This is a genomic window from Pseudomyxococcus flavus (assembly GCF_050038885.1).
GTDB lineage: Bacteria > Myxococcota > Myxococcia > Myxococcales > Myxococcaceae > Myxococcus > Myxococcus flavus.
Window position 1 is genome coordinate 4,726,072 of record NZ_CP143624.1, and the last position, 26,414, is coordinate 4,752,485.

At 69.4% G+C, this 26,414-nt stretch carries 25 protein-coding genes; 9 read left to right on the forward strand and 16 right to left on the reverse strand.

Features of this window, described 5'->3' with window-relative positions; all coding sequences use genetic code 11:
* Positions 1-7: 7 nt before the first annotated feature.
* The 6 genes from VZL07_RS19775 to nuoE form a co-directional block, all read right to left on the reverse strand.
* On the reverse strand, positions 8-1,735 hold the full coding sequence (locus tag VZL07_RS19775) for a complex I subunit 4 family protein (RefSeq protein WP_426757175.1): 1,728 nt from the start codon (positions 1,733-1,735) through the stop codon (positions 8-10).
* A complete protein-coding gene (gene nuoL, locus VZL07_RS19780; RefSeq protein WP_426757176.1) occupies positions 1,732-3,960 on the reverse strand; it encodes an NADH-quinone oxidoreductase subunit L in 2,229 nt (742 codons plus the stop codon). The genes VZL07_RS19775 and nuoL overlap by 4 nt, the downstream gene beginning before the upstream one ends.
* A 22-nt stretch (positions 3,961-3,982) precedes the next feature.
* The gene (gene nuoK, locus VZL07_RS19785; RefSeq protein ID WP_002638444.1) at positions 3,983-4,285 is read right to left on the reverse strand and encodes an NADH-quinone oxidoreductase subunit NuoK; all 303 of its coding nucleotides are present in this window, start codon (positions 4,283-4,285) and stop codon (positions 3,983-3,985) included.
* Positions 4,286-4,359: 74 nt separating this feature from the next.
* Positions 4,360-4,866 carry an NADH-quinone oxidoreductase subunit J family protein gene (locus tag VZL07_RS19790; protein ID WP_426757177.1) on the reverse strand — a complete coding sequence of 169 codons (507 nt, stop codon included), beginning with the start codon at positions 4,864-4,866 and terminating at the stop codon, positions 4,360-4,362.
* Positions 4,863-6,203, reverse strand: coding sequence for an NADH-quinone oxidoreductase subunit NuoF (nuoF, locus tag VZL07_RS19795; RefSeq protein WP_426757178.1), 1,341 nt, complete (start codon positions 6,201-6,203; stop codon positions 4,863-4,865). The genes VZL07_RS19790 and nuoF overlap by 4 nt, the downstream gene beginning before the upstream one ends.
* Positions 6,204-6,240: 37 nt before the next feature.
* On the reverse strand, positions 6,241-6,729 hold the full coding sequence (gene nuoE / locus VZL07_RS19800) for an NADH-quinone oxidoreductase subunit NuoE (protein ID WP_426757179.1): 489 nt from the start codon (positions 6,727-6,729) through the stop codon (positions 6,241-6,243).
* 105 nt (positions 6,730-6,834) lie between these two features.
* On the opposite strand from nuoE, the gene VZL07_RS19805 reads away from it, so the two are divergent.
* The 3 genes from VZL07_RS19805 to serB all read left to right on the forward strand — a co-directional run bounded on the left by VZL07_RS19805 (position 6,835) and on the right by serB (position 10,491).
* Positions 6,835-7,584 carry a TIGR02266 family protein gene (locus VZL07_RS19805; RefSeq protein ID WP_426757180.1) on the forward strand — a complete coding sequence of 250 codons (750 nt, stop codon included), beginning with the start codon at positions 6,835-6,837 and terminating at the stop codon, positions 7,582-7,584.
* Positions 7,585-7,649: 65 nt separating this feature from the next.
* Positions 7,650-9,230, forward strand: coding sequence for a serine/threonine-protein kinase (locus VZL07_RS19810; protein WP_426757181.1), 1,581 nt, complete (start codon positions 7,650-7,652; stop codon positions 9,228-9,230).
* Positions 9,231-9,303: 73 nt separating this feature from the next.
* A complete protein-coding gene (gene serB / locus VZL07_RS19815; protein WP_426757182.1) occupies positions 9,304-10,491 on the forward strand; it encodes a phosphoserine phosphatase SerB in 1,188 nt (395 codons plus the stop codon).
* Positions 10,492-10,500: 9 nt separating this feature from the next.
* On the opposite strand, the gene VZL07_RS19820 is transcribed toward serB, so the two are convergent.
* Positions 10,501-11,346 carry a hypothetical protein gene (locus VZL07_RS19820; RefSeq protein WP_426757184.1) on the reverse strand — a complete coding sequence of 282 codons (846 nt, stop codon included), beginning with the start codon at positions 11,344-11,346 and terminating at the stop codon, positions 10,501-10,503.
* Between the two features lie 60 nt (positions 11,347-11,406).
* Here VZL07_RS19820 and VZL07_RS19825 point away from each other — a divergent pair, with 60 nt between their 5' ends.
* Positions 11,407-11,601, forward strand: a complete 195-nt coding sequence (locus VZL07_RS19825; RefSeq protein WP_426757185.1) for a CPXCG motif-containing cysteine-rich protein — start codon at positions 11,407-11,409, stop codon at positions 11,599-11,601.
* 210 nt (positions 11,602-11,811) lie between these two features.
* Positions 11,812-12,255 carry an Hsp20/alpha crystallin family protein gene (locus VZL07_RS19830; RefSeq protein WP_426757186.1) on the forward strand — a complete coding sequence of 148 codons (444 nt, stop codon included), beginning with the start codon at positions 11,812-11,814 and terminating at the stop codon, positions 12,253-12,255.
* Between the two features lie 96 nt (positions 12,256-12,351).
* Here VZL07_RS19830 and VZL07_RS19835 read toward each other — a convergent pair whose 3' ends face one another.
* The 6 genes from VZL07_RS19835 to VZL07_RS19860 form a co-directional block, all read right to left on the reverse strand.
* Positions 12,352-12,972 (reverse strand): response regulator, encoded by a 621-nt coding sequence (locus tag VZL07_RS19835; RefSeq protein ID WP_426757187.1) that lies wholly within the window; start codon positions 12,970-12,972, stop codon positions 12,352-12,354.
* Positions 12,973-13,012: 40 nt separating this feature from the next.
* On the reverse strand, positions 13,013-13,588 hold the full coding sequence (locus VZL07_RS19840; RefSeq protein WP_426757188.1) for a KdsC family phosphatase: 576 nt from the start codon (positions 13,586-13,588) through the stop codon (positions 13,013-13,015).
* A gap of 31 nt (positions 13,589-13,619) precedes the next feature.
* The gene (gene kdsA / locus VZL07_RS19845; protein WP_426757189.1) at positions 13,620-14,456 is read right to left on the reverse strand and encodes a 3-deoxy-8-phosphooctulonate synthase; all 837 of its coding nucleotides are present in this window, start codon (positions 14,454-14,456) and stop codon (positions 13,620-13,622) included.
* The gene (locus VZL07_RS19850; RefSeq protein WP_426757190.1) at positions 14,453-16,093 is read right to left on the reverse strand and encodes a CTP synthase; all 1,641 of its coding nucleotides are present in this window, start codon (positions 16,091-16,093) and stop codon (positions 14,453-14,455) included. The genes kdsA and VZL07_RS19850 overlap by 4 nt, the downstream gene beginning before the upstream one ends.
* Positions 16,094-16,178: 85 nt before the next feature.
* Positions 16,179-16,412, reverse strand: a complete 234-nt coding sequence (locus VZL07_RS19855) for a hypothetical protein (RefSeq protein WP_426757192.1) — start codon at positions 16,410-16,412, stop codon at positions 16,179-16,181.
* Between the two features lie 306 nt (positions 16,413-16,718).
* Positions 16,719-18,485, reverse strand: coding sequence for an ABC transporter ATP-binding protein (locus VZL07_RS19860; RefSeq protein WP_426757193.1), 1,767 nt, complete (start codon positions 18,483-18,485; stop codon positions 16,719-16,721).
* A gap of 109 nt (positions 18,486-18,594) precedes the next feature.
* Between VZL07_RS19860 and VZL07_RS19865 the strand changes: the two genes are divergently transcribed.
* Positions 18,595-19,443, forward strand: coding sequence for an aldo/keto reductase (locus VZL07_RS19865; protein WP_426757195.1), 849 nt, complete (start codon positions 18,595-18,597; stop codon positions 19,441-19,443).
* Here the strand turns inward: VZL07_RS19865 and VZL07_RS19870 are convergent.
* Positions 19,436-20,374: a hypothetical protein gene (locus tag VZL07_RS19870; RefSeq protein WP_426757196.1), complete on the reverse strand. Its 939-nt coding sequence runs from the start codon at positions 20,372-20,374 to the stop codon at positions 19,436-19,438. The genes VZL07_RS19865 and VZL07_RS19870 overlap by 8 nt on opposite strands.
* A 2-nt stretch (positions 20,375-20,376) precedes the next feature.
* Positions 20,377-21,117: a 3-deoxy-manno-octulosonate cytidylyltransferase gene (gene kdsB / locus VZL07_RS19875; RefSeq protein ID WP_426757197.1), complete on the reverse strand. Its 741-nt coding sequence runs from the start codon at positions 21,115-21,117 to the stop codon at positions 20,377-20,379.
* Between the two features lie 107 nt (positions 21,118-21,224).
* On the opposite strand from kdsB, the gene wecB reads away from it, so the two are divergent.
* Together wecB and VZL07_RS19885 are read left to right on the forward strand one after the other, a co-directional pair.
* Complete coding sequence (gene wecB / locus VZL07_RS19880) at positions 21,225-22,355, forward strand: non-hydrolyzing UDP-N-acetylglucosamine 2-epimerase (RefSeq protein ID WP_426757199.1); 1,131 nt, start codon at positions 21,225-21,227, stop codon at positions 22,353-22,355.
* Positions 22,356-22,512: 157 nt separating this feature from the next.
* On the forward strand, positions 22,513-23,490 hold the full coding sequence (locus tag VZL07_RS19885; RefSeq protein ID WP_426757200.1) for an RluA family pseudouridine synthase: 978 nt from the start codon (positions 22,513-22,515) through the stop codon (positions 23,488-23,490).
* 62 nt (positions 23,491-23,552) lie between these two features.
* On the opposite strand, the gene purF is transcribed toward VZL07_RS19885, so the two are convergent.
* Positions 23,553-24,941 (reverse strand): amidophosphoribosyltransferase, encoded by a 1,389-nt coding sequence (gene purF / locus VZL07_RS19890; protein WP_426757201.1) that lies wholly within the window; start codon positions 24,939-24,941, stop codon positions 23,553-23,555.
* Positions 24,942-25,085: 144 nt separating this feature from the next.
* Here purF and VZL07_RS19895 point away from each other — a divergent pair, with 144 nt between their 5' ends.
* Complete coding sequence (locus VZL07_RS19895) at positions 25,086-26,396, forward strand: neutral/alkaline non-lysosomal ceramidase N-terminal domain-containing protein (RefSeq protein WP_426757202.1); 1,311 nt, start codon at positions 25,086-25,088, stop codon at positions 26,394-26,396.
* Positions 26,397-26,414 lie beyond the last annotated feature (18 nt).

Genomic DNA, 26,414 nt, shown 5'->3' on the forward strand with positions numbered 1-26,414 from the left:
AGGCGGCTTACTGCCGCGGCGAGGGAACGGCCGGCGCGGCGGCCAGCGGAACGGGCGCGGACGGCGCGGCGGCGACTTGGCCGGACGGCAGGGGCATCACCTCCACCCGGAGATGGTTCTCCTGCAACTGCGCGCCCGGCGTGCCCACGCGGGCTCGGGCCAGGAAGCGGTCCGTGGACGGCGCCAGCCGGTCCAGGAAGGGCTGCGGCTGCAGGCCCATCACCGCCACCAGCACGATGAAGGGCAGCACGGACAGGCCCTCGCGCAGGTTCAGGTCCGTCAGGTGCTGGTTCTCCCGGTGCGTGAGGCTGCCGAAGAACACCTTCTGCACCATCCACAGCATGTAGGCCGCGCCCAGGATGACACCCAGCGTGGCGAAGGCGCCGAACACCGCCGTCAGGTGCGCGTTGCCCGCGGCCTCGCCGAGGTCGCTCTTGAAGGTGCCCAGGAGGACGAGGAACTCACCGATGAAGCCGTTGGTGCCCGGCACCGCGATGGACGAGAAGGTGATGATGACGAAGGCCGCGGTGAACACCGGCATCACCTTCGCGATGCCGCCGTAGTCCGCCATCAGGCGCGAGTGGCGCCGCTCGTACAGGTAGCCGAACAGGAGGAACAGCGCGCCCGTGGACACGCCGTGGTTGAGCATCTGGTACGCGCTGCCCGTGGCGCCCTCGGCGGTAATCGCCAGGATGCCCAGCATGCAGTAGCCCAGGTGGCTGACGGACGAGTACGCAATCAGCTTCTTGATGTCCCGCTGCGCCAGGCACATCAGCGCGCCGTACACGATGCCGATGACGGCCAGCGTGGCCAGGAAGGGCCGCGCCTGCTGCGTGGCCACCGGGAAGAAGGGAATCGCGTAGCGCCAGAAGCCGAAGGTGCCCATCTTCAGCGTCACGCCGGCCAGAATCATGGAGCCCGCCACCGGCGCCTGCACGTGCGCGTCCGGCAACCAGGTGTGCAGCGGCCACATGGGGACCTTGACGGCGAACGCGATGGCGAACGCCGCGAACAGCCACGGGCCCCAGGTGTGCAGCGTTGCGGCCAGCCCGGTGAGCGAGTCACACGAGCCCGCCGCGGTGCACGCGCTGAGCTGACGGTTGGCATCCAGCAGGCCGTTGTAGATGCTCGCGTAGTCGAAGGAGCGGGCACCCACCGGCGCGCTGATGAAGTACACGGCGATGATGGCCACCAGCATCAGCAGCGAGCCGGCCAGCGTGTAGAGGAAGAACTTCACCGCCGCCATCTGGCGGTCCTCGGCGCCCCACACACCCACCAGGAGGTACATGGGGATGAGCATGGCCTCGAAGAAGATGTAGAAGAGCAGCACGTCCAGCGACACCAGCGCGCCCAGCATCGTCGTCTGGAGCACCAGCAGCGCGAGGTGGAACTCCTTGATGCGGTGCTTGATGTACGTGGTGGAGGCCAGCACCACCAGGGGGCCCAGGAACACGGTGAGCAGCAGCAGGCTCACGGCCAGGCCGTCCACGCCCACGTGGTAGCTGGTGCCGAACAGGTCGAACCAGCGCGCCCGGTACTCGAGCTGGAACTCCGGCCCGCCCGGCACGTACGCCATGTAGGCCCAGACGCCGAAGACCAGGTCCACGGCCATGCCGATGAACGTGATGGTGCGGATCTGGCCGTTCTCGCCGGCCGGCAGCAGCGCCACCAGCGCCGCGAACACGAGCGGCAGGAAGACGACGAGGTTGAGCAGGTGGGTGTCGAGGAAGCTCATTGCATCACCTGGATGAGGGCGTAGACCACACCGCCCAGCAGGGCGATGGCCATCACGGCGGCGTAGGCCTGGGCGTCGCCCGACTGCACGTAGCGGAGCGCGCTGCCAACGCGGGCCGTCACCCACGCCGTGCCGCGGACCGCCACGGTGTCGATGACGAGCGCGTCCACCACGCGGAAGAGGAGGAAGCTCATGAACTTCACGGGACGGATGACAATCAGCTCATAGAGCTCGTCCACGTAGAACTTGTTCTGAGCCGTGCGGCGCACCGCCCGGGCGAAGGCCGGCACCGGCTGGCCCACCCGCGCGGGGAAGAAGACGCGGTACAGGTAGAAGGCCAGCCCACCACCCGCCAGGGCCACGGCCCAGGCCTTGAGGTAGTCCGGGACGACCTGCGGACGGCTGGTGTCGAGCTGCACGAGCGTGCTGGCGTCGGTGATGCGCTTGGTCGCGCTGAACACCGGGCTCAGGAAGTTGTCCAGCACCGGCTGCGCCGTCATGTCGAAGAAGTTGATGCCGAACGCGTACCGCGCGGCGACGACGCTCAGCACCGCCAGCACCACCAGCGGCAGGGTCATCTGCCAGGCGCTCTCGTGGGCGTGGGCCACGCGGGCCTCCTTCGAGCGGGGACCCTCGAAGGTGAGCAGGTACACGCGCGTCATGTAGAAGGCCGTGGACGCGGCGATGAGCAGGCCCAGGTAGTAGACGAGGCTGGACACCCACTCCAGGCCCTGGAGGTGGTTGTGGTGCACGCCGTGGAGGATGGCGTCCTTCGAGAAGAAGCCGGACAGCGGGATGATGCCCGTGATGGCCAGGGTGGCGACCAGGAAGGTGGCCCACGTCCAGGGCATCTCCTTGCGCAGGCCGCCCAGCTTCTTGATGTCCGTCTCGTCGCCGTTGCCGTGCATCACGCTGCCGGCGCCGAGGAAGAGGCAGGCCTTGAAGAAGGCGTGCGTCATCAGGTGGAACACGGCCGCCCAGAAGATGCCCATGCCCACGCCCATGAACATGATGCCCAGCTGGGACACCGTGGAGTAGGCGAGCACCTTCTTGATGTCGTCCTGCGCGAAGGCGATGAGCGCCGCCAGCAGCGAGGTGAGCGCGCCGATGATGGCGATGGTCGCCATGGCGGTGGGGCTCAGCACCAGCAGCGCGGACATGCGGCTGAAGAGGTAGACGCCGGCGGTGACCATCGTCGCGGCGTGGATGAGGGCGGAGACCGGCGTCGGGCCCGCCATGGCGTCCGGCAGCCAGACGTACAGCGGCAGCTGGGCGCTCTTGCCCGCGGCGCCCAGGAGGAACAGCAGCATGGCCGCCGTCATCACCCCGCCGAAGGTGTAGCCCGCCAGCGGGCCCGCCTCGATGGGCGTGCTCAGGTCGACCTTGTCGATGTTCGAGTCCATCAGCCCCAGGGCCATCTTCTCCAGGCCCTTGAAGGTGACGGGGCCCTTCTCCGCGAGGCCCGTCTTGTAGTGCTGCGTGCTGCTGTTGGCGCCGTTGTAGTCCGCCGCGTTCGCCTGCTGCGTGTAGGCCGAGACCATCAGCACCAGCAGGAAGGTGGCGATGAGGAACGCGAAGTCACCGATGCGGTTGGTGACGAAGGCCTTGCGACCGGCCCACGCCTTGGCCGGGTCGTCGTACCAGAAGCCGATCAGCAGGTAGCTGGCCATACCGACGCCCTCCCAGCCCACGAAGAGCAGGATGAGGTTGTCGGCCAGGACCAGCGTCAGCATCGCCGCGACGAACAGGTTCAGGTACGCGAAGAACCGCCAGTACGCGGCGTCGTGCTCCATGTAGCTGGTGGAGTACAGGTGGATGAGGAAGCCGACGCCGGTGATGATGAGCAGCAGGATGCCGGACAGGTGGTCCACCATCAGGCCGAAGTTCACCCGGAAGTCACCCACCGAGAACCAGGTGCCGTAGTCGTGGGCCAGCGCGTAGCGCACGCCATCGCCCGGGAGCCCGAACGGGTTGGCGAAGACGGCCGCCAGGCGGTTCGTCTCCGGGTCGTAGTGGCTGGTGGCCCAGAAGGCCAGCACGCTGAGGACGAAGGAGCCGGCCACCGCCGCGCACGCGACGAGCTGGACGTTGGCCCGGCCCATCATCTTGCCGAACACGCCGCAGATGAACGCGCCGAGCAGGGGCAGGGCGATGATGAGCCAGAGGGAGGGCGCCAGGATGTCCGGCGCCACGGGTGCCGCCCGGAAGAATTCGACGAGAGTCATGAAAGTGGCTCCTGGGGAGGCATCAGTGCTTCATCGTCCGGATGTCTTCCACCAGGACGCTGCCCCGGCTCCGGAAGACGGCGATGACGATGGCCAGGCCGATGGCGGCTTCTGCCGCCGCCACCGCGATGACGAAGAAGGCGGACACGTGGCCGAGGTCGTCACCGCGCATGCGCGCGAAGGCCACGAACGTGAGGTTCGCCGCGTTGAGCATCAGCTCCACGCACATGAAGATGACCAGTGCGTTGCGGCGAACGAGCACGCCGAACATGCCCATGCAGAACAGGGCGGCGGCAAGCAGGAGGTAGTAGGTGATGGGAACCATGGGCCGATTCGGGGCCTCGCGAGCGGCTACCTGCGCCGCCATCTAGCACAGAAAAGTTGTCCGGAAGCGGGCGATCAGATTCGCGACTTGGCCACCACCACCGCGCCCACCATGGCCACCAGCAGCAGCAGGCTCACCGCCTCGAAGGGGAGCAGCCAGCGGGTGAAGATGACCTGACCCATGGTGGCGATGGTGCCGAAGCTCGCCTGCGCACCCGTGCTGAGCGTCGCCGGCTCGGCGGGCAGCTTCAGCAGGATGATGGCCAGCACCGCGAACAGGCCCACCGTGGCCGCTCCGCCCGCGATGCGCGCCAACGTGGGCTTGCCGCGCGTGGGCGACTCTCCCAGGTTGAGGAGCATGATGACGAAGAGGAAGAGCACCATGATGGCGCCCGCGTACACGAGCACCTGCATCACCGCGATGGTGTGCGCCCACAGCAGCACGTAGATGCCGGCCAGGAAGAAGAACGTGGACACCAGCGCCATGGCCGAGTTGATGGGGCTGCGCGCGAAGATGACCGTTCCAGCCGACAGCAGCGTCAGGAGCGAGAACGCTCCGAAAAGGATGAGCTCGATGTTCAAGACCAGTCTCCGAACGAACCCCAGGGCTTGTCGCCGAACGGGCAGCGGTGCTCACGGATGTGGGCCTCGAACTCGTCCCGGAACCGCATGAGGAACGAGTGCGTCGGCAGCGCCGCCGCGTCACCGAGCGCGCAGATGGTGTTGCCCAGACCGATGGGCGGGTAGGGGGCGATCGACGAAGCGACGTTGGACAGCATGTCGATGTCGCCCGGCTCGCCGCGGCCCTCTTCGATCTTGCGGAGCAGGCGCGTCTGCCAGGGCGTGCCCTCGCGGCACGGCGTGCACTGGCCGCACGACTCCTCCGCGTAGAAGCGGGCCACGCGCCACAGGCTGCGCACCATGCAGGTGGCGTCGTCCATGACGATGACGCCGCCGGAGCCTGCCATGGTCTGCTTCACCTTGAGGGCCTCGAACTCCATGGCCACGTCCAACTCGTCCGCGCCCAGCACCGGCGCCGAGGAGCCGCCCGGAATCACGGCCTTCACCTTGCGGCCCGCGGGCATGCCCCGGCCGTACTTGTCGTCGTAGATGAGCTCGGCGATGGTCGTGAACATCGACACTTCGTACACGCCCGGCCGGTTCACGGAGCCAGAGAGGCAGACGAGCCGCGTGCCGCCCGACTTGTCGGTGCCCAGCTTCGCGTACGCCTCCGCGCCCTTCTGGAAGATGGCGGGCACGCTGGCGAGCGTCTCCACGTTGTTCACCACCGTGGGGCAGCCGAAGAGGCCCACCACCGCGGGGAAGGGCGGCTTCAGGCGCGGCCAGCCCTTCTTGCCCTCCAGGCTCTCCAGCAGCGCCGTCTCCTCGCCGCAGATGTACGCGCCGGCGCCGCGCACCAGGTAGCAGTTCAGCTCGTAGTCCTTGCCCAGGACCTTCTTGCCGAAGATGCCGGCCGCGTAGGCCTCGTCGATGGCCGCCTGCGCCCGCTGCGCCGGGAACTTGAACTCACCGCGCAGGTACACGTAGCAGGTGTGCACGCCCAGCGCGTAGGACGCGATGGCGATGCCCTCCAGCATCATGTGCGGGTCGTCCTCGAGGATGTAGCGGTCCTTGAAGGTGCCGGGCTCGGACTCGTCGCCGTTGACCGCCAGGTACTTGGGCTTGGGGCTGTCCTTGGGGACGAAGCTCCACTTGAGGCCCGTGGGGAAGCCGGCGCCGCCGCGGCCGCGGAGGTTCGACTTCTTCACCTCGTCGATGATGGCGGCGGGCTCCATCTCGAGCGCCTTCTTCAGCGCCTCGTAGCCCCCCCGCTTGCGGTAGCTGTCCAGGGTCCAGGACTGAGGCTTACCCCAGGCCGCCGAGATGATCGGTTCGATCGCCTTTGCCGTAGAGGCCATGTCGATGACGTCCTAAGCCTAAGAAGGGTGGGGAGGTTCAGCTCAACTTGGCGAGGATGGCATCCAGCTTCGCCTTCGTCAGGCTCTCGTGATGATCCTCGTTGATCTGCAGGCAGGGCGCAGTACCGCACGAGGCCAGGCACTCGGTCTCGCGCAAGGTGAACTTCTCGTTCGCTTCACCTGCCTTGAGGCCCAGCTTCTCTTCCAGGTAGGCGAGCATCTTCTCCGCGCCCCACAGCGAGCAGGAGAGGTTCGTGCAGACGTCGATGACGTACTTGCCCGGCTTCTTCAGGTGGTACATCACGTAGAAGCTGGCCACTTCCATGGCCCGCTCGGGAGTGACCTCCAGATGCTTCGCCACCAGCCGCAACCCTTCCGGGGGCAGCCACCCCTTGATTTCCTGGAGCAGGCGAAGCGCCGGGAGCATGCCCGCGCTTTTGCGATCCGGAGGGTAGTGGGAGATGATCTCCGCGATTCCCGCGTCGAACTTCTTCTGCTCTTCAGAGGTGAACAGGGGCTCCGCCATGGCGGGCCGGTACGTATTGCCCCAATGGCTCCGTTGTCAACATAAACCCTCGAAGCTACACTGGGTTGCCATCAGGAAATTGCCGAGCGATTTCAAGCCCTTGTTATGAACCCGGGTCCAGAGGACAAGCGCCAGCACCCCCGCGTCCCGGCCGTGCTGAGAGTGGACTACACGGACGGGCGCCAGGCCCGCGACGTGACGGAGAACCTGTCCCACGAGGGGCTGTTCGTCCAGACGGACCAGGCGTTCCGCATGGGGGACGAGGTCCGGCTCGCACTTTCTTTCCCGGGCCTCTTGGATCCGGTAGAAGTCAGCGGAACCGTGGCCTGGACGCGGCCGGCGGGCCCCGATCAGCCCGGCGGCGTCGGCGTTCGCGTGGAGCGCGAGCAGGACCGGCGGAAACTGGGTGACATCTTGAGTGCGGCAGGAGCAGACAGCCACGCGTCCCACGTCGAGCACGAGGGGTACCGTGTGCTCATCGTCGAGGACAACCCGCACATCATCGAGATGTACAGCTACGTGCTGAAGAAGCTGGCCAGCGGCGAGCTGCACGGGAAGGTCCCCCTGGAGGTCCACTTCGCGCCGGACGGGCACCACGCGCTGCTGATGCTGCGCGACGCCCGCTTCAACCTGGTGATGACGGACCTCTACATGCCGGTGATGGACGGCTTCGCCCTGGTGGAGCGCATGCGCGAGGAGGAAGCGCTGCGCACCATCCCCATCATCGCCATCTCCGCCGGCGGCAAGGAGGCCCAGGATCGGGCCATGCAGCTGGGCGTGGACATCTACCTGCGCAAACCGGTGCGCTTCGTGGAGGTCCTGGAGACGGTGAAGCAGCTCTTGCGCATCAAGTAGCTGCGCGTTTTACCGCCAGTCATCCGTTGAGCGTCGGCGCGGGGACGGCATAGAGTCGCCTCCCCATGCAGAAGCCCGCCCTCAATCGCGACACCGTCAGTGGCGAGGCGCTGTTCATCCTCCGCAACCTGAGGGAGAACGGCCGTCTTGGACGCTCGAACAAGCTGGCAGACGTGAAGGCCGCGCTCGAGCCGTCCGTGTCGCTCGAGTTCGACAACTACTTCTTCTTCCTGCGCAAGTTCCACTACATCGCCATGGACCGCGAGGCCCAGCTCAAGCTCACCGAGCAGGGCGAGCAGGTGGCCGGGGGCGAGCTGACCGAGCGCTTCTCGCTGGAGGTGGGCGAGTTCTTCGCCGATCAGCTCGCCGCCGTGGTGGGCACCCCGGAGGAGTCCGCGGGAGGCGACGAGCCCCTGGTGATGCCGCCGCCGCCGCCCGAGCTGCTGCTGGACGAGACGGAGGTGGAGGCGCCGCCCGTGCCGTCCGGTCCGCCCGTGCCGCCGCCGCCCATGCCACCGGTGCGCAGCTCGCGCTCGGCCATGCCCGCGCTGGACCTGGGCACGCCCTCCGCGGCCATCCCCATGCCACCGCCCTCGGCCCCGGCGCCCCGCCCGGAGGCGCCCGTGGCCGCCGAGCCCCGCCGTGAGCCCACGGTCATCGTCCAGGGCCCGTTCTCCCAGCCGCCCGCCGCCGCGCCGTCCCCCACCCCTCCCGCGCCTGCCGCCGCTCCCATGCCCGCTCCCGCCGCCCCCACCCCCGCCGCCGCGCCCGCCGCCTCCGCTCCGAAGGGCTCGGAGCTGGACCTGCGCTACCAGAAGTTCGACCCCATCGGCACCGGGCCGCTGGGCACCGTCTTCAAGGGCCGCGTCACCGCGCTCGGGCTGGACATCTGCCTCAAGGAGCTGAAGGACATCTTCGGCTACTTCTCCTTCCTGCAGCGGGGCGAGGTGCTCAAGCGGCTGAAGAAGGAGCTGTGCGCCCAGGCGCAGGTGCGCCACCCCGGCGTGGTCCAGGTGGTGGACCAGAACGTGGACGCCGCCCGGCCGTACTTCGTGCTGGAGCTGATGCAGGGCAGCCTGCGCGAGCGGCTGGACGCGGGCGGTGGCAACGGCGTGCCCGTGCCCTTCGCGCTGCGCGCCTTCCTGCAGATGGCCTACGGCCTGCGGGCCGCCCACGCCGCGGGCCTCACGCACCACAACATCAAGCCGGAGAACGTGCTCTTCGACGGCTACGGTAACGCGAAGCTGGCCGACTTCGGCCTGGGCCGCGTGGTGGAGGTGGACGCCACCAAGGGCATGCCCCAGGTCTTCGTGGGCACGGGCGGCATGTCCTATATGGCCCCCGAGCTGATGAACCGGGGCGGCAAGGAGCCGGGCGCCTCCGCGGACGTGTACGCGCTGGGCATCCTCCTCTACGAGATGCTCACCGGGCAGATTCCGGGCCGTCGCTCGCCGCTGCCCTCCGAGGTCAACCCGGAGGCCCCCAGCGGGTTGGATCAGCTCTTCGACAAGGCCACCCAGGACAAGCGCGAGCAGCGCTACCCGGACGTCGACGCCATGCTGGAGGACTTCTACAAGGCGTTCCCGGACAAGGAGTTCCTCGCCAAGGGCGACCTCATCATCTCCTCGGACGCGCCGAAGGAGTGACGGCCGGGCGGCCGGGCCTCGGGGCACTCGGGGCTCGCCGCGCACGCGCGGGGCTGCCACACTCGGTGGCGTCATGACCTCGTCCCCGTCCGAAAGCGTGCTCATCACCGTCACCGGGAAGGACCAGCCCGGCATCACCTCGCGCCTCACCGGCCTGCTGGCGGAGGCTGGCGCCGAGCTGCTCGACGTGGAGCAGGTGGTGGTGCAGGGGCGCCTCACCCTCTGTCTGCTGGTGCGGCCGTCCGGCGCGAGCGACGCGCTGGAGCCGCTGCTGTCCGCCGCGAAGGCGCTGGGCGTGACGCTGGACGTCGAGGCGGTGGACGCGCCCGCCGCGAACCGCCGGGGCGCGCGCTTCGTCGTCACCGCGGTGGGGCGCGCGCTGGGCGCCCGGCAGCTGCACGCGCTGACGCAGGTGCTGGCCTCGCATGGTGCCCACGTGGAGCGCATCGCCCGCCTCAGTGAGCCGCACCTCGGCTCGGTGGACCTCCACCTGCGCCTGCCGGCCGGACAGCCGCCGGACGCGCTCAAGCAGGCGCTGCTGGCGCTGTCCATGCAGTCGGGCGACTTCGACGTGGCGCTGCAGCGCGAGAGCCTGTTCCGGCGCGGCAAGCGGATGGTCGTCATGGACATGGACTCCACGCTCATCCGCATCGAGGTCATCGACGAGCTGGCGCGCGCGTTTGGCGTGGGCGAGCAGGTGGCGCGGATCACCGAGCGCGCCATGCACGGGGAGATGGACTACGACGAGTCGCTGCGCCAGCGCGTGGCGCTGCTCGAGGGCCTGGACGTGGCCGTGGTCCACCAGCTCGCGGCGAACCTGCCGCTGACGGAGGGCGCGGAGACGCTGGTGCGCGTGCTCAAGCGGCTGGGCTACCGCACCGCCGTCATCAGCGGCGGCTTCTCCGTGGCGGCCGAGGCGCTGAAGGCGCGGCTGGGCATCGACTTCGCTTACTCCAACGTGCTGGAGGTGCGCGACGGCAAGCTCACCGGCCGCACCGTGGGGCCCATCGTCAACGCGCAGCGCAAGGCGGAGCTCCTGGAGTCGCTGGCCCAGGCGGAGGGCATCCTCCTGGACCAGGTGGTCGCCGTGGGCGACGGCGCCAATGACCTGCTGATGCTGGAGCGCGCCGGGCTGGGCATCGCCTTCCGGGCAAAGCCCAGGCTGCGCGCCGCGGCCGACACGTCCATCTCCGCGGGGGGCCTGGACAGCATCCTCTACCTGCTGGGGCTCTCAGGTCGCGAGCTGCTGGAGCTGGGCTGAGGGCGCGCTCTACAACCGCATCCGCGCCGCCAGCTCGCGCTGCTGGAGCTGGCCCTTCTCCAGCAGCAGCTCGAGCAGCGCGCGCAGAATCTTGGAGCTCTTCTCCTGGTTCTGCTGCACCGTCTGCAGCCGCTTCAGGTCCTCGTCCGTCCACTCCGACGACGGCGCGCCACCCGCGAGAATCTCGTCGAGGATGTCCGCGGCGCTCGCGCTGCTGCTCGGCGCGGGCGCGGGTGCCGCGGCGGCGCGAGGCGCGGGAGCGGGTGCCGCGGCCGGAGCGGGCGGGGTGATGTCGGCGATGCGCTTCACCACCGTGTTGCCGCTCATGTCGACGACCTTGAACTCGTCCTCGTCGTCCGGCGTGTCCGACGGCCGCTTGTTGCCGCCGAAGCGCGTGCTCACCACCGGCTCCTGGCCCCGGTAGTGGCGCAGGATGGCGTGCTCGATTTCACGCTCGCCCGCCACCATGACGACCACGCGGGCCCGGCTCTTCGCCGCCACCTGGTCCAGCGTGGCGAGGTCCGTGGGGTCCGCCATGGCGAGCACCAGCGTCTTGCCGTTGTCCTTGAGGGACACCGGGAAGATGGCCTTCTGCTCGGCGAGGCTCACGTCCACGCGCGCGAGCGCGCCCGCATCCCGTGTCACGTTGCCCAGCTGGATGCGCTGCATTCCCAGGCCCTGGCAGATGGCTTCGGTGATGACGTCATCGGTGGCGAGGCCCAGGTCCGCGATGATGCGCGACAGCCGGCCTCCCCACTGGTCATGGGTCGCCAGCGCGCTGCGCAGCTGCAATTCATCGATGACACGTGCCTTGACGAGGATGTCGCCAATGCGATTCCGGGAAGGAGAGGCCATGGCCCGGCATTCTACCGTCTAGATGCGCGGACGCTGAGTCCGCGATGAGGAGGCCCTGCCATGCAACCCTTCGCGGAAGCCGCCGCCCAGGTCTGTCCCTACTGCGGTGAGGAAGTGGAGGTCCCGGTGGACCCCATTGGCGTGGCCTCTGAGACGTACATCGAGGACTGCCCGGTGTGCTGCCGGCCGTGGACGGTGCAGGTGTCCCGCGGCGAGGAGGGCTTCTCCGTGCAGCTCGGACGGGACGACGACTGAGGCGGCCTGGCGGGCGAGCAGGCGGGCGCGGAATACGGTGGTGCCGAGGGCTTCGGGGCGTTGCTTGACACGTCCGGAAGCATGGTTCTCTTGAGTCTTGTGAGGCGGCGCTGGAGCCCCGGAAGGGGGCACCGCGGCGACCGCGATTCTGGACAACCCCAATCGATGCACGCCGTGCGTCCGCGAGGACGTCACGGACAGGAGACGACCATGCAGACTCGCAACCCTTTCAACTCCGCCGTCGTGGTGAACCCGCTCATGCGCGATGTCGACGCGCTGTTCCGTGAGCTGACCCAGCCCATGTGGCGTCAGGCGCCGCGCGAGCGCACGCCGGCGGCGGACATCATCGAGTCCGAGAGCGGGCTCACCCTCCACCTGGACATGCCCGGGCTGGACGCGAAGGCCATCCAGGTGACGGTGGAGAAGGACATCCTCACCGTGCAGGCCGAGCGCAAGGCCGAGCCACGCGCGGAGGGTGTCAACGTGCGCCGCCAGGAGCGCGCCTTCGGGACCTTCGCGCGCTCCTTCGCGCTGCCGGACACGGTGGACGCCAGCAAGGTGGAGGCGCGTTACGAGCAGGGCGTGCTGACGCTGACCCTGCCTCGGCGCGAGGAGACCAAGCCCCGCGTCATCGAAGTCAAGGTCCAGGGCTGACGCGTCGGGCGCACACCACTGGCTGGGAGGTCACCTGCCTCCCACTGCAATCCCTGCCCAGGGCTTCCGCGAGCGGAGGCGGAAGCCCTGTCTGTCCTACCGCTTGGCGCTGAGCGCGAGCGGAACGCGGAACAGCTCGAGCACCTGCTGCACATCCAGCGGCTTGGCCAGGCACGCCAGCGCGCCGGCCTGCTTGGACTGCTCCACCACCTCGGGCGTGTGCGCGGACGTCATGGTGATGAGCCGCACGCCCTCCATCTGCTTGCGCGCGCGGATGCGGCGGCAGACTTCCAGACCGTCGATGTCCGGCATGTTGAGGTCGATGATCATGCCGTGCGGCTTCTGCTCGGACACGAGCAGCAGGGCCTCCACGCCGCTCGTCGTCGTCTGCAGCTCCACCTGGGCCGCGAACGGCTTGAACGCGCGCTTGATGGCGTCCAGCACCGGGCGCTCGTCATCCACCGCGAGCAGGCGCACCGTGCCGCTCCCGAGCTCCTCGGGCACCGGCATCTGGTGGGTGATGAGGAACGTGCGCAGGTCCGCCGACCGCACGCGGCGGTGGCCGCCCGGCGTCCTGAACGCCATCAGGATGCCCCGGTCAATCCACTTGCTCACCGTGGACGGATCCACCTGAAGCAAACGACTGATGTCGTGCGTGGTGTAGAGCTGGTCCGTCATCGCCGTACTCCCCTCTTGCTGCATCAATCCGCTGCCCATGGAACTATTCACCTACCTTGAACACGGGTTTTCTTCAACCTCACAGAGTACCGCGCCTATCAGTCCCTCTCATCAGACCCACTGCGTCGTCCCAGCGGCCACTGGCCTTGAGGCACAACTCCACGAGCTCGCGGGCGGCCCCTCGGCCGCCAGGGCTCTGGGTAACGAAGTGGACCTCATGGCGCACCTCGGGGACCGCATCCGCAGGACAAGCGGAAAGAGCCACCATTGAAAGTGGTCCCAGGTCGTTGTGGTCGTCACCCATGTAGGCGCAGGCGTCCAGGGGCACGTCCAGCTGGGCGACCAGCTCTTTGAGCGCGGCCGACTTGTCACGGCGGCCCTGAAACACCGCCGCCAGCCCCAGCTCCCGTCCCCGTGTCTCCACGATGCCGGAGCTGCGCGCGGTGAGGATGGCGGCAGGAAGGCCCGACAGGCGGGCCATGACGAGCGCATGGCCATCCTTGACGTCGAAGCGCTTCATCAGCTCGCCGTCCTGGCCGTAATACAGGCCGCCGTCCGTGAGCACGCCGTCCACGTCGAAGACGAGCAGGCGCACGCGCGCAGCGCGGGACGTGAGCTCTTCCTTCGTCAGTCTGGAAGGGGCTTCCGTCACCATGGCTTGCTCGACTCCTCTGTTTGCTGACACATCAACCTGGCTCGTGTCCCAAGACCCGGCGGATGCTCAGCACGTTTCGTACCACGTCCTCGAACATCTGTGGATTCAGCGAACACGGACCGTCACACAGGGCACGATCCGGATCTTCGTGGACTTCCGTGAACAACGCGTCAATCCCGGCAGCTGCGGCGGAGCGCGCGAGCAATGACACGAAGCGGCGTTCGCCCGCCGTCTCGCCGTTGCCGGCGCTGGGGAGCTGGACGGAGTGGGTGGCGTCGAAGCACACCGCGAGGCCCGCGTCGCGCATCTGCGCGAAGCCGCGCATGTCCACCACGAGGTTGTTGTAGCCGAAGGTGGAGCCGCGCTCGGTGACGAGCACGTTGGGGTTGCCCGCCTCGAAGGCCTTGCGCGCCGAGTGGACGATGTCCTTGGGCGCCACGAATTGCCCCTTCTTCAGGTTCACGCCCTTGCCAGTACGCGCCACGGCTTCCACCAGATCCGTCTGCCGGCACAGGAACGCCGGTATCTGGATGATATCCACAACTTCCGAGGCTGGCCCGACGTGGCTCGTTTCATGGACGTCCGTGAGCACGGGAACGCCCACCTCGTCCCGGATTCTCTTCAGGATTCTCAGGCCTTCCTTGAGACCCGGGCCTCTGAAGGACTTGCCGCTGGTGCGGTTGGCCTTGTCGTAGGAGCACTTGAAGGCATACGGCACGCCGAGCCGGCCGGTGATTTCCTTGAGCAGCCAGGCATGGCGCAGGGCCATGTCCTCGGACTCGATGCTGTCGGGGCCGGCGATGACGAACAGCTTCTGACCGGGACCGACCTTGAAGCCACACAGCTCGATGGGGTTGGGGGCGCTCATGCGGACACCTGGCCGGCCGCCGCGTTCGCGTCCCGCTGGGCGAGCGCCGCGCGGATGAAGCCGGAGAAGAGGGGGTGGGGTGCGAAGGGCTTGCTCTTGAACTCGGGGTGGAACTGGCAGCCGACGAAGTAGGGATGGTCGGCCAGCTCAATCATCTCCACCAGGTTGAGCTCGGGGTTGGAGCCGGAGATGACGAGCCCCGCCTCCTGCAGCTTGCCACGATACGCGTTGTTCACTTCGTAGCGGTGGCGGTGGCGCTCCTGGATGGTGTCCTGCCCGTAGAGCTGGTGGGCGAGCGAGCCGGGCTTGAGCGCGCAGGCGTAGCTGCCCAGGCGCATGGTGCCGCCCTTGTCCTGCACCTTCACCTGGCTCTCCATGAGCGTCACCACCGGGTGCGGCGTGTGCTCGTTGAACTCCAGGCTGTTGGCGCTGGCTAGGCCCAGCACGCCGCGGCTGAACTCCACCACGGCCATCTGCAGGCCCAGGCAGATGCCGAAGAAGGGGACCTTCTTCTCGCGCGCGTAGCGCACGGCGGCGATCTTGCCCTCGGTGCCGCGCACGCCGAAGCCACCGGGGACGAGGATGGCGTCCACGCCGGCCAGCATCTTCTCCGCGCCCTGCTCCTCGACCTCCTGGCTGTCGACGAAGTGCAGGTTCACCTTCACGTCGTTGGCGATGCCGCCGTGCAGCAGCGCCTCGTTGAGGCTCTTGTAGCTCTCCGTGAGGTTGACGTACTTGCCCACAATCGCGATGCGGACCTGGCCGCGCGCCGGCTCGTACACCTTGCGGATGATGTTCTCCCAGCGCTCCAGGTGCGGCGCCCGGCTCCAGATGTTGAGGACCTCCGCGAGCCGCTCGTCCAGGCCCTGACGGTGCAGCTCCAGCGGCAGCTCGTAGATGCTGCGCACGTCCGGCGACGTGAAGACGCTGCGCGTGTCCACGTTGCAGAACATCGCGATCTTGTCCTTCAGCTCGCGGGACACCTCGCGGTCGGTGCGGCACACGAGGAAGTCGGGTTGGATGCCAATCTCGCGCAGCTTCATCACCGAGTGCTGCGTGGGCTTGGTCTTCACCTCGCCGGCCGCGCCGATGTACGGCAGGAGCGTGAGGTGGACGTAGACGACGTTCTCACTGCCCACGTCGTAGCGCATCTGCCGGATGGCCTCGAGGAAGGGCAGCGACTCGATGTCGCCCACGGTGCCGCCGATCTCGACGATGACCACGTCCGCGTCCTGCGCCGCCTGGCGGATGCTGGACTTGATCTCGTCGGTGACGTGCGGAATCACCTGGACCGTCTTGCCCAGGTACTCGCCCCGCCGCTCCTTCATGATGACGGCGTGGTAGATGCGGCCGGAGGTGAAGTTGTTGAGCCGGCTCATCCGCGCGTTGGTGAACCGCTCGTAGTGGCCGAGGTCCATGTCCGTCTCACCGCCGTCCTCGGTGACGAACACCTCGCCATGCTGGAACGGGCTCATGGTGCCCGGATCCACGTTGATGTAGGGGTCCAGCTTGATGAGGGTGACGGCCAGCCCACGGTTCTCCAGCAGGGCGCCCATCGATGCGGAGGCGAGGCCCTTGCCGAGGGAGCTGACCACTCCGCCCGTCACGAAGATGAACTTGGTTTTCTTGGAGCGCATGTCCCGTTCTGCCAACTGAGGCAGGGATGCGTCAATTATTCTGTTTCCGATGGACGGCCGCCCGCTGGGGCCGGAGGGGGCGGCGTCAGTTGCCGTCCCAACCACCGGGGCGGGCGACCGCGAACTCCTGGGCGGTCGGCTGCCCGACGCGGAACTTGCGCAAGTCGCAGTTCCGGCAGCTCCACCCCTCCCAGCCGCGCTTCACCACCAGGTGCAGGCAGGCGTCGTAGTTCGGGCAGAAGAGGTTGCGTTGCGAGTCCACGGCCTCTTCGTCGCGAAGGGCGGTGGGCAGCGGGCTGGGGCATGGGGTGATGGACACGGCAAGGACTCCCGGAAGAAACGTGTTGGGTCGGCCACTCCCCCCGGCGCGCTCCGAACAGGAGGGGCGCGCCGTCATTCCCGAGACGTCGTAAAAAGGCCCGCTCCCCTCGCGGGAAACGGGCCCGGAACTGCTAGCGTCTGCCGCCGCTTCGGCGCCTTCTCAGGCCACCGACGCGGAGGTGGACGCCTTGGAGTTGCTGTCGTTCAAGGCATCACCTCCTTTCGGAGTCCCAGGTTAATCGGGCGGGGTGAGGCGCGCCACTGTCGTTGGGGGCATGGCGGAAGCCGTGTGGGCACCAGACGTTCAAGCTGCGACAAACTGCCGCTCCACCAGCCGCCGGTAGAGGCCCTCCTGTGCCATCAGGGAGGCGTGGGTGCCGCTCTGGATGATGACGCCGCCGTCGAGCACCAGCACCCGGTCCGCGTTGGCCACGGTGGACAGGCGGTGGGCGATGATGAGCGTGGTGCGGCCCTTCATCAGGCGCTCCAGCGCATCCTTGACCAGGTGCTCGCTCTCCGCGTCCAGGGCGCTGGTGGCCTCGTCGAGGATGAGCAGGCGAGGGTCCTTCAGCACCGCGCGGGCAATGGCGACGCGCTGCTTCTGGCCGCCGGACAGCTGCACCCCTCGCTCGCCCACCTGGGTGCGGTAGCCGTCCGGGAAGCGCTCGATGTAGGCGTGGGCGTTGGCGGCCCGGGCGGCCTCCTCCACCTGCGCGTCGGTGGCGTCCGGGCGGCCGTAGCGGATGTTGTCCGCGATGGAGCAGGAGAAGAGCTGGGGCTCCTGCGCCACCATGCCGATGTTGCGGCGCAGCCACTCCGGCTCCAGGGCGGTGAGCGGGTGGCCGTCCAGCAGCACCTCGCCGCCCTGCGGGTCGTAGAAGCGCGACAGCAGCGAGGCGAGCGTGGACTTGCCCGCGCCGGAAGGGCCCACCACCGCCACCACCTCGCCCGGCCGCAGCTCCAGGCTGAGGCCCTGGAGCACCGGCACGTCGGGGCGGGTGGGGTAGGCGAAGCGCACGTCGCGGAACTCCACGTGCCCGCGCAGGGCCGTCAGCTGCTCGCCGCCGGCGCCGATGGCGGGCTTGCGGTCCAGCAGCTCGAAGACGCGCTCGGCGGCGCCGCTGGCGCGCATGAAGTCCGCCCACAGCTCCGCGATGCCGCTGAAGGAGAAGGCCACCAGCATGGTGTAGATGAGGAACGAGGTGAGCGCGCCCACCGAGAGGCTGCCGTCCACCACCAGCCGGCCGCCGTACCACAGCACCGCGGCGATGGAGCCATAGCCCGCGATGGAGGCCGCGCCCATGAACACCGACGACTGGAGCGCGCGCGCCCGGGCCAGCGTGTAGGAGCGCTCCACGGCGGTGCTGTAGCGCTCCACCTCATGTCGCTCCGCGGCGAAGGAACGCACGGTGCGGATGCCGGACAGGTCCTCCTCGGCCACCTCACCGCTGGCGGCGAGCGCGTCCTGCACCTGGCGGGAGATGGCGCGGACGCGGCGGCCATACAGCACCCCGCCAATGGCCACTGGCGGGATGACGGCCAGCATCACCAGCGTGAGCTTCACGGAGGTGAAGAACAGCAGCGCCACGCCGCCCAGCGCCGTGACGGCGTAGCGCAGCATCATGGACACGTTGGCGGTGACGGTGTTCTGCAGCACCGTGGTGTCCGAGGAGAGGCGGCTGGTGAGCTCGCCCGTGCGGCGCGAGTCGAAGAAGCCCACCTCCTGGGACAGCAGGGCGCGGAAGAGGTCCTTGCGCAGCCGCGCCACCACGCGCTCGCCGGCGTTGTTGAAGAGGTAGGCGCGCAGCGCCATGGCGACGCCCTGCACCACGAACACGGCCAGCATCACCAGCGCGAGCCCGTCCACGACGGCCCTGTCCCGGGCGGTGAGGGCCTGGTCCACCAGGTCGCCGATGGCGCGGGGATAGGCCAGCGTGGCGCCGCTGCTGACGAGGAGGAAGAAGGTGGCCGCGGCCAGGGGCACCACCTCCGGACGCGCCAGCGTCAGCAGGCGACGGAAGGTGACGCCCTTCGGCGGTCGGGCATTCGGAACTTTCTCGGGGGAAGACACCGGCGGAGACTATCGCGAGCCTGCGGGCGGTGCACCGGGCACCTGCGTGTGCGCTGAAGCGGTATTAATCCTCACGGAGCGGGTCATCCGCCGGGCCAAGGGGAGTGCCATGGAGAAGCGTGAGTTCGGCAGCACGCGAGTGTCGGTGCCCGTCCTGGGGCAGGGGACGTGGCAGATGGAAGCGGACGACCGGGCAAGCGCCATCCGGGCCCTGCGCGCCGGATTGGATTCAGGCATGACGCATGTGGACACCGCCGAGCTGTACGGACACGGCAAGGTGGAGGAGTCCATCGTCTCCGAGGCGATTGCGGGCCGGCGCGACGAGGTCTTCCTCGTGTCCAAGGTGATGCCCTCCAACGCCACCTACGCGGGTACGCTCGCCGCGTGTGAGCGGAGCCTGAAGCGGCTGCGCACCGACCACCTCGATTGCTACCTGCTGCACTGGCCGGGCTCGCACCCGCTGGAGGAGACGGTGCGCGCCTTCGAGAAGCTGGTGGCGGACGGGAAGATTCGCGCCTGGGGCGTGAGCAACTTCGACGTGGAGGACCTGGAGGAGGCGCTCGCGCTCGCGGGGCCGGGGCGCATCGCCTGCAACCAGGTGCTCTACCACCTGGAGGAGCGCGCCATCGAGCACGCCGTCCTGCCCTGGTGCGAGTCCCATGGCGTGGCGGTGGTGGGCTACAGCCCCTTCGGCAACGGCAACTTCCCCCGGCCCGACAGCCGGGGCGGGAAGGTGCTGGGCGCCATCGCCCGCGCGCACGGCGTCACGCCGTATCAGGTGGCGCTGCGGTTCCTGGTGCGCCGGCCGTCGCTGTTCGCCATCCCCAAGGCGAGCCGGGAAGCGCACGCGCGCGACAACGCCGCCGCCGCGTCACTGAAGCTGTCCGCCGACGACCTGGCCCGGCTCGACGCGGCCTTCCCGCTGGGGGCCGAGCCGGGCGCGTTGCCCGTCATTTGATGCCGGCGGCGAAGGCCTTCCGGAAGGTGGACACCGTGGGCTCGCCCGAGCCCACCGTCACCGTGCCCGTCTCGCCCTCCACGGCGGCGCGCGTGTCGCGGCCCTTGATGAAGCGCACGGTGGTGATGCGTCGAAGCACCTCGCGTCCCTGCTCCTGCGCCAGGGCCCGGAGCGCGTGGCCGGTGACGTTCACCGCCGACTCCAGCGCGCGGCGACCGGGCTCGTCGTCCAGGCCCACCCAGTCCACCTCGAAGCGCAGCGGCTTGCCACCCAGCGAGGCCTCGCCCGGCCAGAACTGCTCGGTGAGCGCGTGCGGCAGCTTCTCCAGCAGGGAGAGCAGGTCCTGCCGCGTGGGGTTGGGCCGCACCAGCTGCGACAGCTCCAGCAGCTTCTCGGCATTGCCCACCGACACCGCCACCACCGTGGACAGGTCCACGTACGCCACCGACTCCGAGCGGCGCAGCCCCTCCTTGCCCAGGGCCAGCAGCACCGACTCGCGCGGGACGTAGTCGAGCACCTCTCCCGTCAGCGAATGGCCGTGCGCCAGGTGCAGGGTGGCGGTGATGGTGGGCAGCTCCTCACCCGTGCGAGCTCGCGTGGCGACCGTCCCGAGCTGCTCGAGCACCCGCTCCACCTTGCGCGACACCAGCCGTTGAACGCCCTCCATGTCCTCGTCCTCCTGCTGTGGCCTGCGGGTCTCTTTCGGGCGCTCCGGCTTCGCGGGCGCGGGTGGCTTCGGGACGGCGGGGGGCTGGGGTGGCTCCGAGGGAGCGGGGCCCCGGGCCCCGGTCCCCGGTGGCGTGCCTGGCGTGACGTCGGAGGCCTCGGCCGTGGGCGCGGCGCCGGTCGCCGCGCCTGCTTCCACGGCAGGCGAGGCCTCCTCACCGGCCTTCGCCTTGCCCCCTCCAAAGAGGTCCCTGAAGAAGCCCATGGTCAGCCCCCTCGCGCGCGGATGAGGGCCTCCACCTTCTCCACGTCACCGGGCACGTCCACCGCCACCGTGTGCGAGGCGACCTTCGCGCAGCGGATGGCGATGCCGTGCTCCAGCGCGCGGAGCTGCTCCAGCTTCTCCGCCTCCTCCAGCGGCGTGGGCGCCAGCTTCGCCAGCGAGAGCAGCACCTCGCGCCGGTAGCCGTAGAGGCCGATGTGCCCCCAGCGGGGCACGGACGCGCCGGGCTCGCGGACGTGGGGCACCAGGCTGCGGCTGAAGTAGAGCGCGTCCCCGTTGAGCGCGAGCACCGCCTTCACCACGTGGGGGCTGCTGGCCTCCTCGGCCTCGAGCGGCCGGACCAGGGTGCCCATGCGCACGGCCGGGTCCGTGAAGAGGCCCGCGAGCAGCCGGAGCGCGGCGGGGTCCACCAGGGGCTCGTCTCCCTGCACGTTCACCCAGATGTCGACGTCTGGACGCCCGAGCGCCACCTCGGCGACCCGATCCGTCCCGGTGGCGCAGGCGGGGCTGGTCATCACCGCCCGGCCGCCGAAGCCCTCCACCGTGGCGCGGATCCGCTCGTCATCCGTGGCGACCCACACCTCATCGAAGGCCTGGGCCTCCTGACAGCGGCGCCAGACGTGCTCGATCATTGTCCGGCCGGCGATGATCGTGAGCGGCTTGCCCGGGAAGCGGGTGCTGGCATGTCGGGCGGGAATGACTGCAACGGTCCGGCAAGATTGCATGGTGCCTCCGTCTATCAGGTTCGCGACGAACTCCTGCCCCCGGGATTGGACATTCGCATCATCGGACACTGGCCAGCGCGGCTCCAGTGCCTAGGTTTGGTCGCAACATGAAGAAGGTCATCCATATCGTCGGAGCGCGTCCGAACTTCATGAAGGTCGCGCCCATCTACCGTGCCATCGCGGAGCGTACGCCCCTGGAGCAAATCCTGGTCCACACGGGGCAACACTACGACGCCAAGATGAGCGACGTGTTCTTCGCCGACCTCGGTCTGCCCGCGCCAGATGTCCACCTGGGCATCGGGTCGGGCAGCCACGCGCAGCAGACCGCGCGGATGATGGTGGAGCTGGAGAAGGTCTTCCTGGCGCATCCACCGGCGCTCGTCTCCGTGGTCGGGGACGTCAACAGCACCATCGCCGCCGCGCTGGTGACGTCGAAGCTGGGGATTCCCCTGGCGCACGTCGAGGCGGGCCTGCGGAGCTACTCGCCGCACCAGCCGGAGGAAATCAACCGCATCGTCACCGACCGGCTGTCGGACCTGCTGCTGACGCCCTCGCGCGACGCGGACGCCAACCTGCTCAAGGAAGGCACCGACCCGGCCCGCATCCACTTCGTGGGCAACGTGATGATCGACTCGCTCTTCGCCTCGCGCGAGAAGGCCGACAAGCTGCCCGTGCTGAAGGACCTGGGGCTCATGCCTCACGGCTACGCGGTGTGCACGCTGCACCGGCCCTCCAACGTGGATGACCCGAAGGTGCTGGGCGGGCTGCTGTCCGCCGTGGCCCACGTCTCCACGCGCCTGCCCGTCATCTTCCCGGTGCACCCGCGCACGCGGAAGGTGATTTCGGAGCAGGGGCTGAGCTCGTGGTTCGAGAAGAGCCCGAACCTGCGGCCCGTGGAGCCCATGGGCTACCTGGAGTTCCTGGCGCTCACCTCGAAGGCGCGCCTGGTGCTCACCGACTCGGGCGGGCTCCAGGAGGAGACGACCGCCATGGGCATCCCCTGCCTCACCCTGCGCGAGCAGACCGAGCGCCCCATCACCGTGGAGGAGGGCTCCAACGAGGTGGTGGGCACCGACCCGGTCCACATCCGCACGGCGGCCGACCGCGTGCTCGACGGTCAGGGGAAGCAGGGCCGCGTGCCGGAGTTCTGGGATGGCCGCGCCGCCGAACGCATCGCGGACCTGTTCGCCAGCTTCCTGGGCGTCGAGGACGCTCCGATTCAGGCGGCCTCGGCCTGAGCTCGCTGGGGACGGCCGGGGGCGTGGGCGGGCCCGGTGCTTCGTGGGCTCGCCCGCATGACCGCCCCAGCCTGTGCAAGCGGGCCCGCCGTGTTAGAGCGCTGGCTGGCCCATGCACCGTGCGCAGCAGACAACAGCAGGCGACGCCGCCCCCGGAATGGAAGAAGCCCCCGAGGGCTACGTCGACATCCGCTACGTCGTCGAGCCGAACTATGCCGGCTGGCGGCTCGATGACTATCTGGCGCAGAAGATTCGCCGCATGACGCGCGAGCGGCTCCAGGGCGTCATCCTGCGGGGCCTCATCTGCGAGGAGCGGCGCCTGAAGCCCTCCACGCCGGTGTACCCGGGGCTGAGCTTCCGCATCCGCCGCCGCGCCAGCGAGGAGCCGCGGACGCCCACGGACCTGCCCGTGGTGTTCCAGGACGACTGGCTGCTGGTGCTGGACAAGCCCGCGGGCCTGCCCATCCACCCGTCCGCGCGCTACCACAAGGGCACGCTCGTCACGTTGTTGCGGGAGCGCTTCGGTGAGCGCTTCGCCGAGCCCGCGCACCGGCTGGACCGGGAGACGAGCGGCCTGGTGGTCTGCGGGCGCACGACGGAGGCGTGCCGGGTGCTGGGGCGGCTCTTCGTCTCGCGCGACGTGCACAAGGAGTACCTCGCGCTCTGCGAGGGCCACCCGCCCGAGGACACCTTCACGGTGGAGGCGCCCATCGCCGAGGGCACCGAGCTCATCCGCATCGCCGTGCGCATCGACCCGGTGGAAGGGAAGGAGAGCCGCACGCGCTTCCAGGTGCTCCAGCGCTTCACCCGCGACGGGGCGCCCTTCGCGCTGCTGCGCTGCTTCCCGGAGACGGGGCGCCAGCACCAGATTCGCATCCACCTGCACCACGCGGGGTTTCCCCTGGTGGGCGACAAGATGTACGGGCCGGACCCCGGCTACTTCGACCGCTTCAGCAAGCGCTCCCTGGAGCCCGAGGCGTGGGAGCGCCTGCGCCTGCCGCGGCACGCGCTGCACGCCGCGCGCATCGTCTTCCCGCACCCGGGCTCGGGCGAGGAGGTGGTGTTCGAGGCGCCCCTGCCCGAGGACCTGACGGACTTCATCGAAGGTCGGCCCGTGGCCTCGCCCGCCGCCTGAAACGCGAAGGCCCCCGGCCCGGACGAAGCGGGCAGGGGGCCCGATGCGCGGCGCCGGTGACGTCAGGCCGTGAGCTTGCTGGGCTCGGGCCGCTCCGCGCCGAAGTCGCCGATGAGGTACTTGCCGGAGAAGCACGCGGTGCAGAAGCTGCCGCGCTCCGGGTCGCCCACGGCGCGGCCCAGGCCCTCCAGGGAGATGTAGCCGAGCGAGTCCGCCGTCACGTACGTGGCAATCTCCTCCAGCGTGTGCGTCGCGGCGATGAGCTCCTGGCGGCTCGGCGTGTCGATGCCGTAGTAGCAGGGCCACTTCGTGGGCGGCGAGGAGATGCGCAGGTGCACCTCCACCGCGCCCGCGGCCTTGATCATCTTCACGATTTTGCGGCTCGTGGTGCCGCGGACAATGGAGTCGTCCACCACCACCACGCGCTTGCCCTTGAGCACCTGGCGCACCGCGGACAGCTTCAGCTTCACGCCGAAGTGGCGGATGGACTGCTGCGGCTCGATGAAGGTGCGGCCCACGTAGTGGCTGCGGATGAGGCCCACGTCGTAGGGAATGCCGCTCGCCTGCGCGAAGCCGATGGCCGCCGGCACGCCCGAGTCCGGCACCGCGATGACCAGGTCCGCGTTGGGCGCGGGCTGCTCACGGGCCAGCTGCCGGCCCAGCTCCTTGCGCACTTCATAGACGTTGCTGCCGAACAGCGTGGAGTCCGGCCGGGCGAAGTACACGTGCTCGAAGATGCAGCGCGCCTGCCGCGGGGGCTCCGCGAAGGGCTTGCTGGTGCGCAGCAGCCCGTTCTCGATGACGAGCAGCTCGCCCGGCTCCAGCTCGCGGACGATTTCCGCCTCGATGAGGTCCAGCGCGGTGGACTCGCTGGCCAGCACGTAGGCGCCTTCCTTCATCCGCCCCAGCACCAGCGGCCGGATGCCGTGCGGGTCCCTCACCGCGACGAGCTTGTCCTCCGTGAGCACCAGCAGGCTGTAGGCGCCCGTCACCTTGCGCAGCGCCTCCACGATTTTCTGCTCGAAGGTCGGCTGCTTGGAGCGGGCCAGCAGGTGCAGGATGACTTCCGTGTCCGCGTCCGACTGGAAGATGGCGCCGTCGGCCTCGAGCTGCTGCTTCAGCTCGGCCGCGTTCACCAGGTTGCCGTTGTGCGCGATGGCGCACTGCCCGCCCGCGTACTGCACGAAGAGCGGCTGAGCGTTCTTGAGCGCGCTGCCTCCCGCGGTGGAGTAGCGCACGTGGCCGATGGCCGCCTGCCCGGGCAGGCCGGCGAGCACCGGCGCGTCGAAGATGTCGGCGACGAGTCCCATCTGCCGGTGGGCACGCAGCCCCATCCCGTCAGAGGCGACGATGCCCGCGGACTCCTGTCCCCGGTGCTGGAGGGCATGCAGCCCCAGGTACGTCAGGTTGGAGGCCTCGGCGTGCCCCACGATTCCGAAGATGCCGCACATGGCGCGCTGCCTTACTCCTTTCGAGCGGTGAGCGGAACAGGAACGCATGCCCCTCTGGTGGGTATTCCACCCGACGCCAGAGTCGTTTCATGTGGGCAGTCAGGCGTCCCAAAGCCCCGGCCCTGCGGTTAGTCTGGCTCGCGCATGGCTTCTTCGCGACTGGCCCGCTGGCGTTCCCTGTTTCCCCTGGTGTTGCTCACCGTGGGCGCCGCGTATGCGCTGGCGTCCTGGAACTGGTGTGGCAGCTGGGCGGAGCGCGCGCCCGTGTTGGTGTCGCAGGTGCGCGGTGAAGGGCCCCTGCGCGCGGGAGCGGCGAAGGTGCTGCTCGCACCGCCCTTCCCGGTGGTGGTGGCCGGCTACAACCCGCCCCGGCCCGAGGCGAGCCAGGCAGTCGTACCGCTCCATGCGCGCGCGGTGGTGCTGGAGACCGGTGGGACGCGCGTGGGGCTGGTGTCGCTGGACCTGCTGCTCGTCCCCGACGTGCTGGCCGCGCGCGTGCGCGAGCGGGCGAAGGCGTCGGGGCTGGGCGACGTGTTGGTGCTGGCCACCCATACGCACTCGTCGCTGGGGGGCTATGACTCGCGGCTGGTGGCCCAGCTGTCGGGCACGGGGCGCTACCGCGAGGACGTGGTGGAGGTCATCACCGCCGCCGCGAGTGACGCGCTGGCCCAGGCGGCCGCCGCGCTGACGCCGGTGTCGCTGGAGGTGGGGGAGGCCCGGAAGCCGGGCTTCGTCACCTCCCGCAGCGGCGGCGCGGTGCCGGATGGGACGCTGACGCGCGCGGTGCTGCGTGGGCCGGAGGCCGCGGTGGCGGAGCTGCTGTTCTTCGCCGCGCATCCGACATTGGTGCCGCGCCGCAGGGCCTTCGTGGACCCGGACTACCCCGGCCGGCTCAGCGCGCTGCGCGAGGAGGAGGGCAGCGGCGTGACGCTGGTGTTGCAGGGCGCGCTGGGCAACGCATCGGTGGCGTACGCGAAGGGGCAGGGGCTGGAGCGCGTGTCGGGGTTCGCGCAGGCGATGGCGAAGCTCGCGGGCAGCGCGACCCTGTCGCCGGTGGGGGAGACGGTGCGCCTGGCCCTGGCGCGGGCCGACGCCGCGATGCCTCGCCCGGACGCGTCGCGGCTGGTGCCGTCGTTGACGCGGGCCGCGGGGGACAACCTGCTGTGTGGCTCCGCGCCGCGGGTGGCGGAGGTGGGCGCGCTGGTGCTGGGGCCGCTGGAGCTGGTGGCGGTGCCGGGCGAGCCCAGCGTGGCCGCGGGCCTGGAGTTGCTGCGGCGCACGGGCGCCACAGGGGTGCTCGGGCTGGCGGACGGCTACGTGGGCTACGTGGAGACGGCGGCGAACGTGGAGGCCGGCCGGGGGGAGTCCCGGATGCAGTACTTCGGGCCCGCGTTGCTGGAGCGGCTGAGCGTGGCGGCCGAGCTCGTGGCGGGAGCGGCCGGCTTCACGCCGTGAGGCGACGGGCGCCGCGGG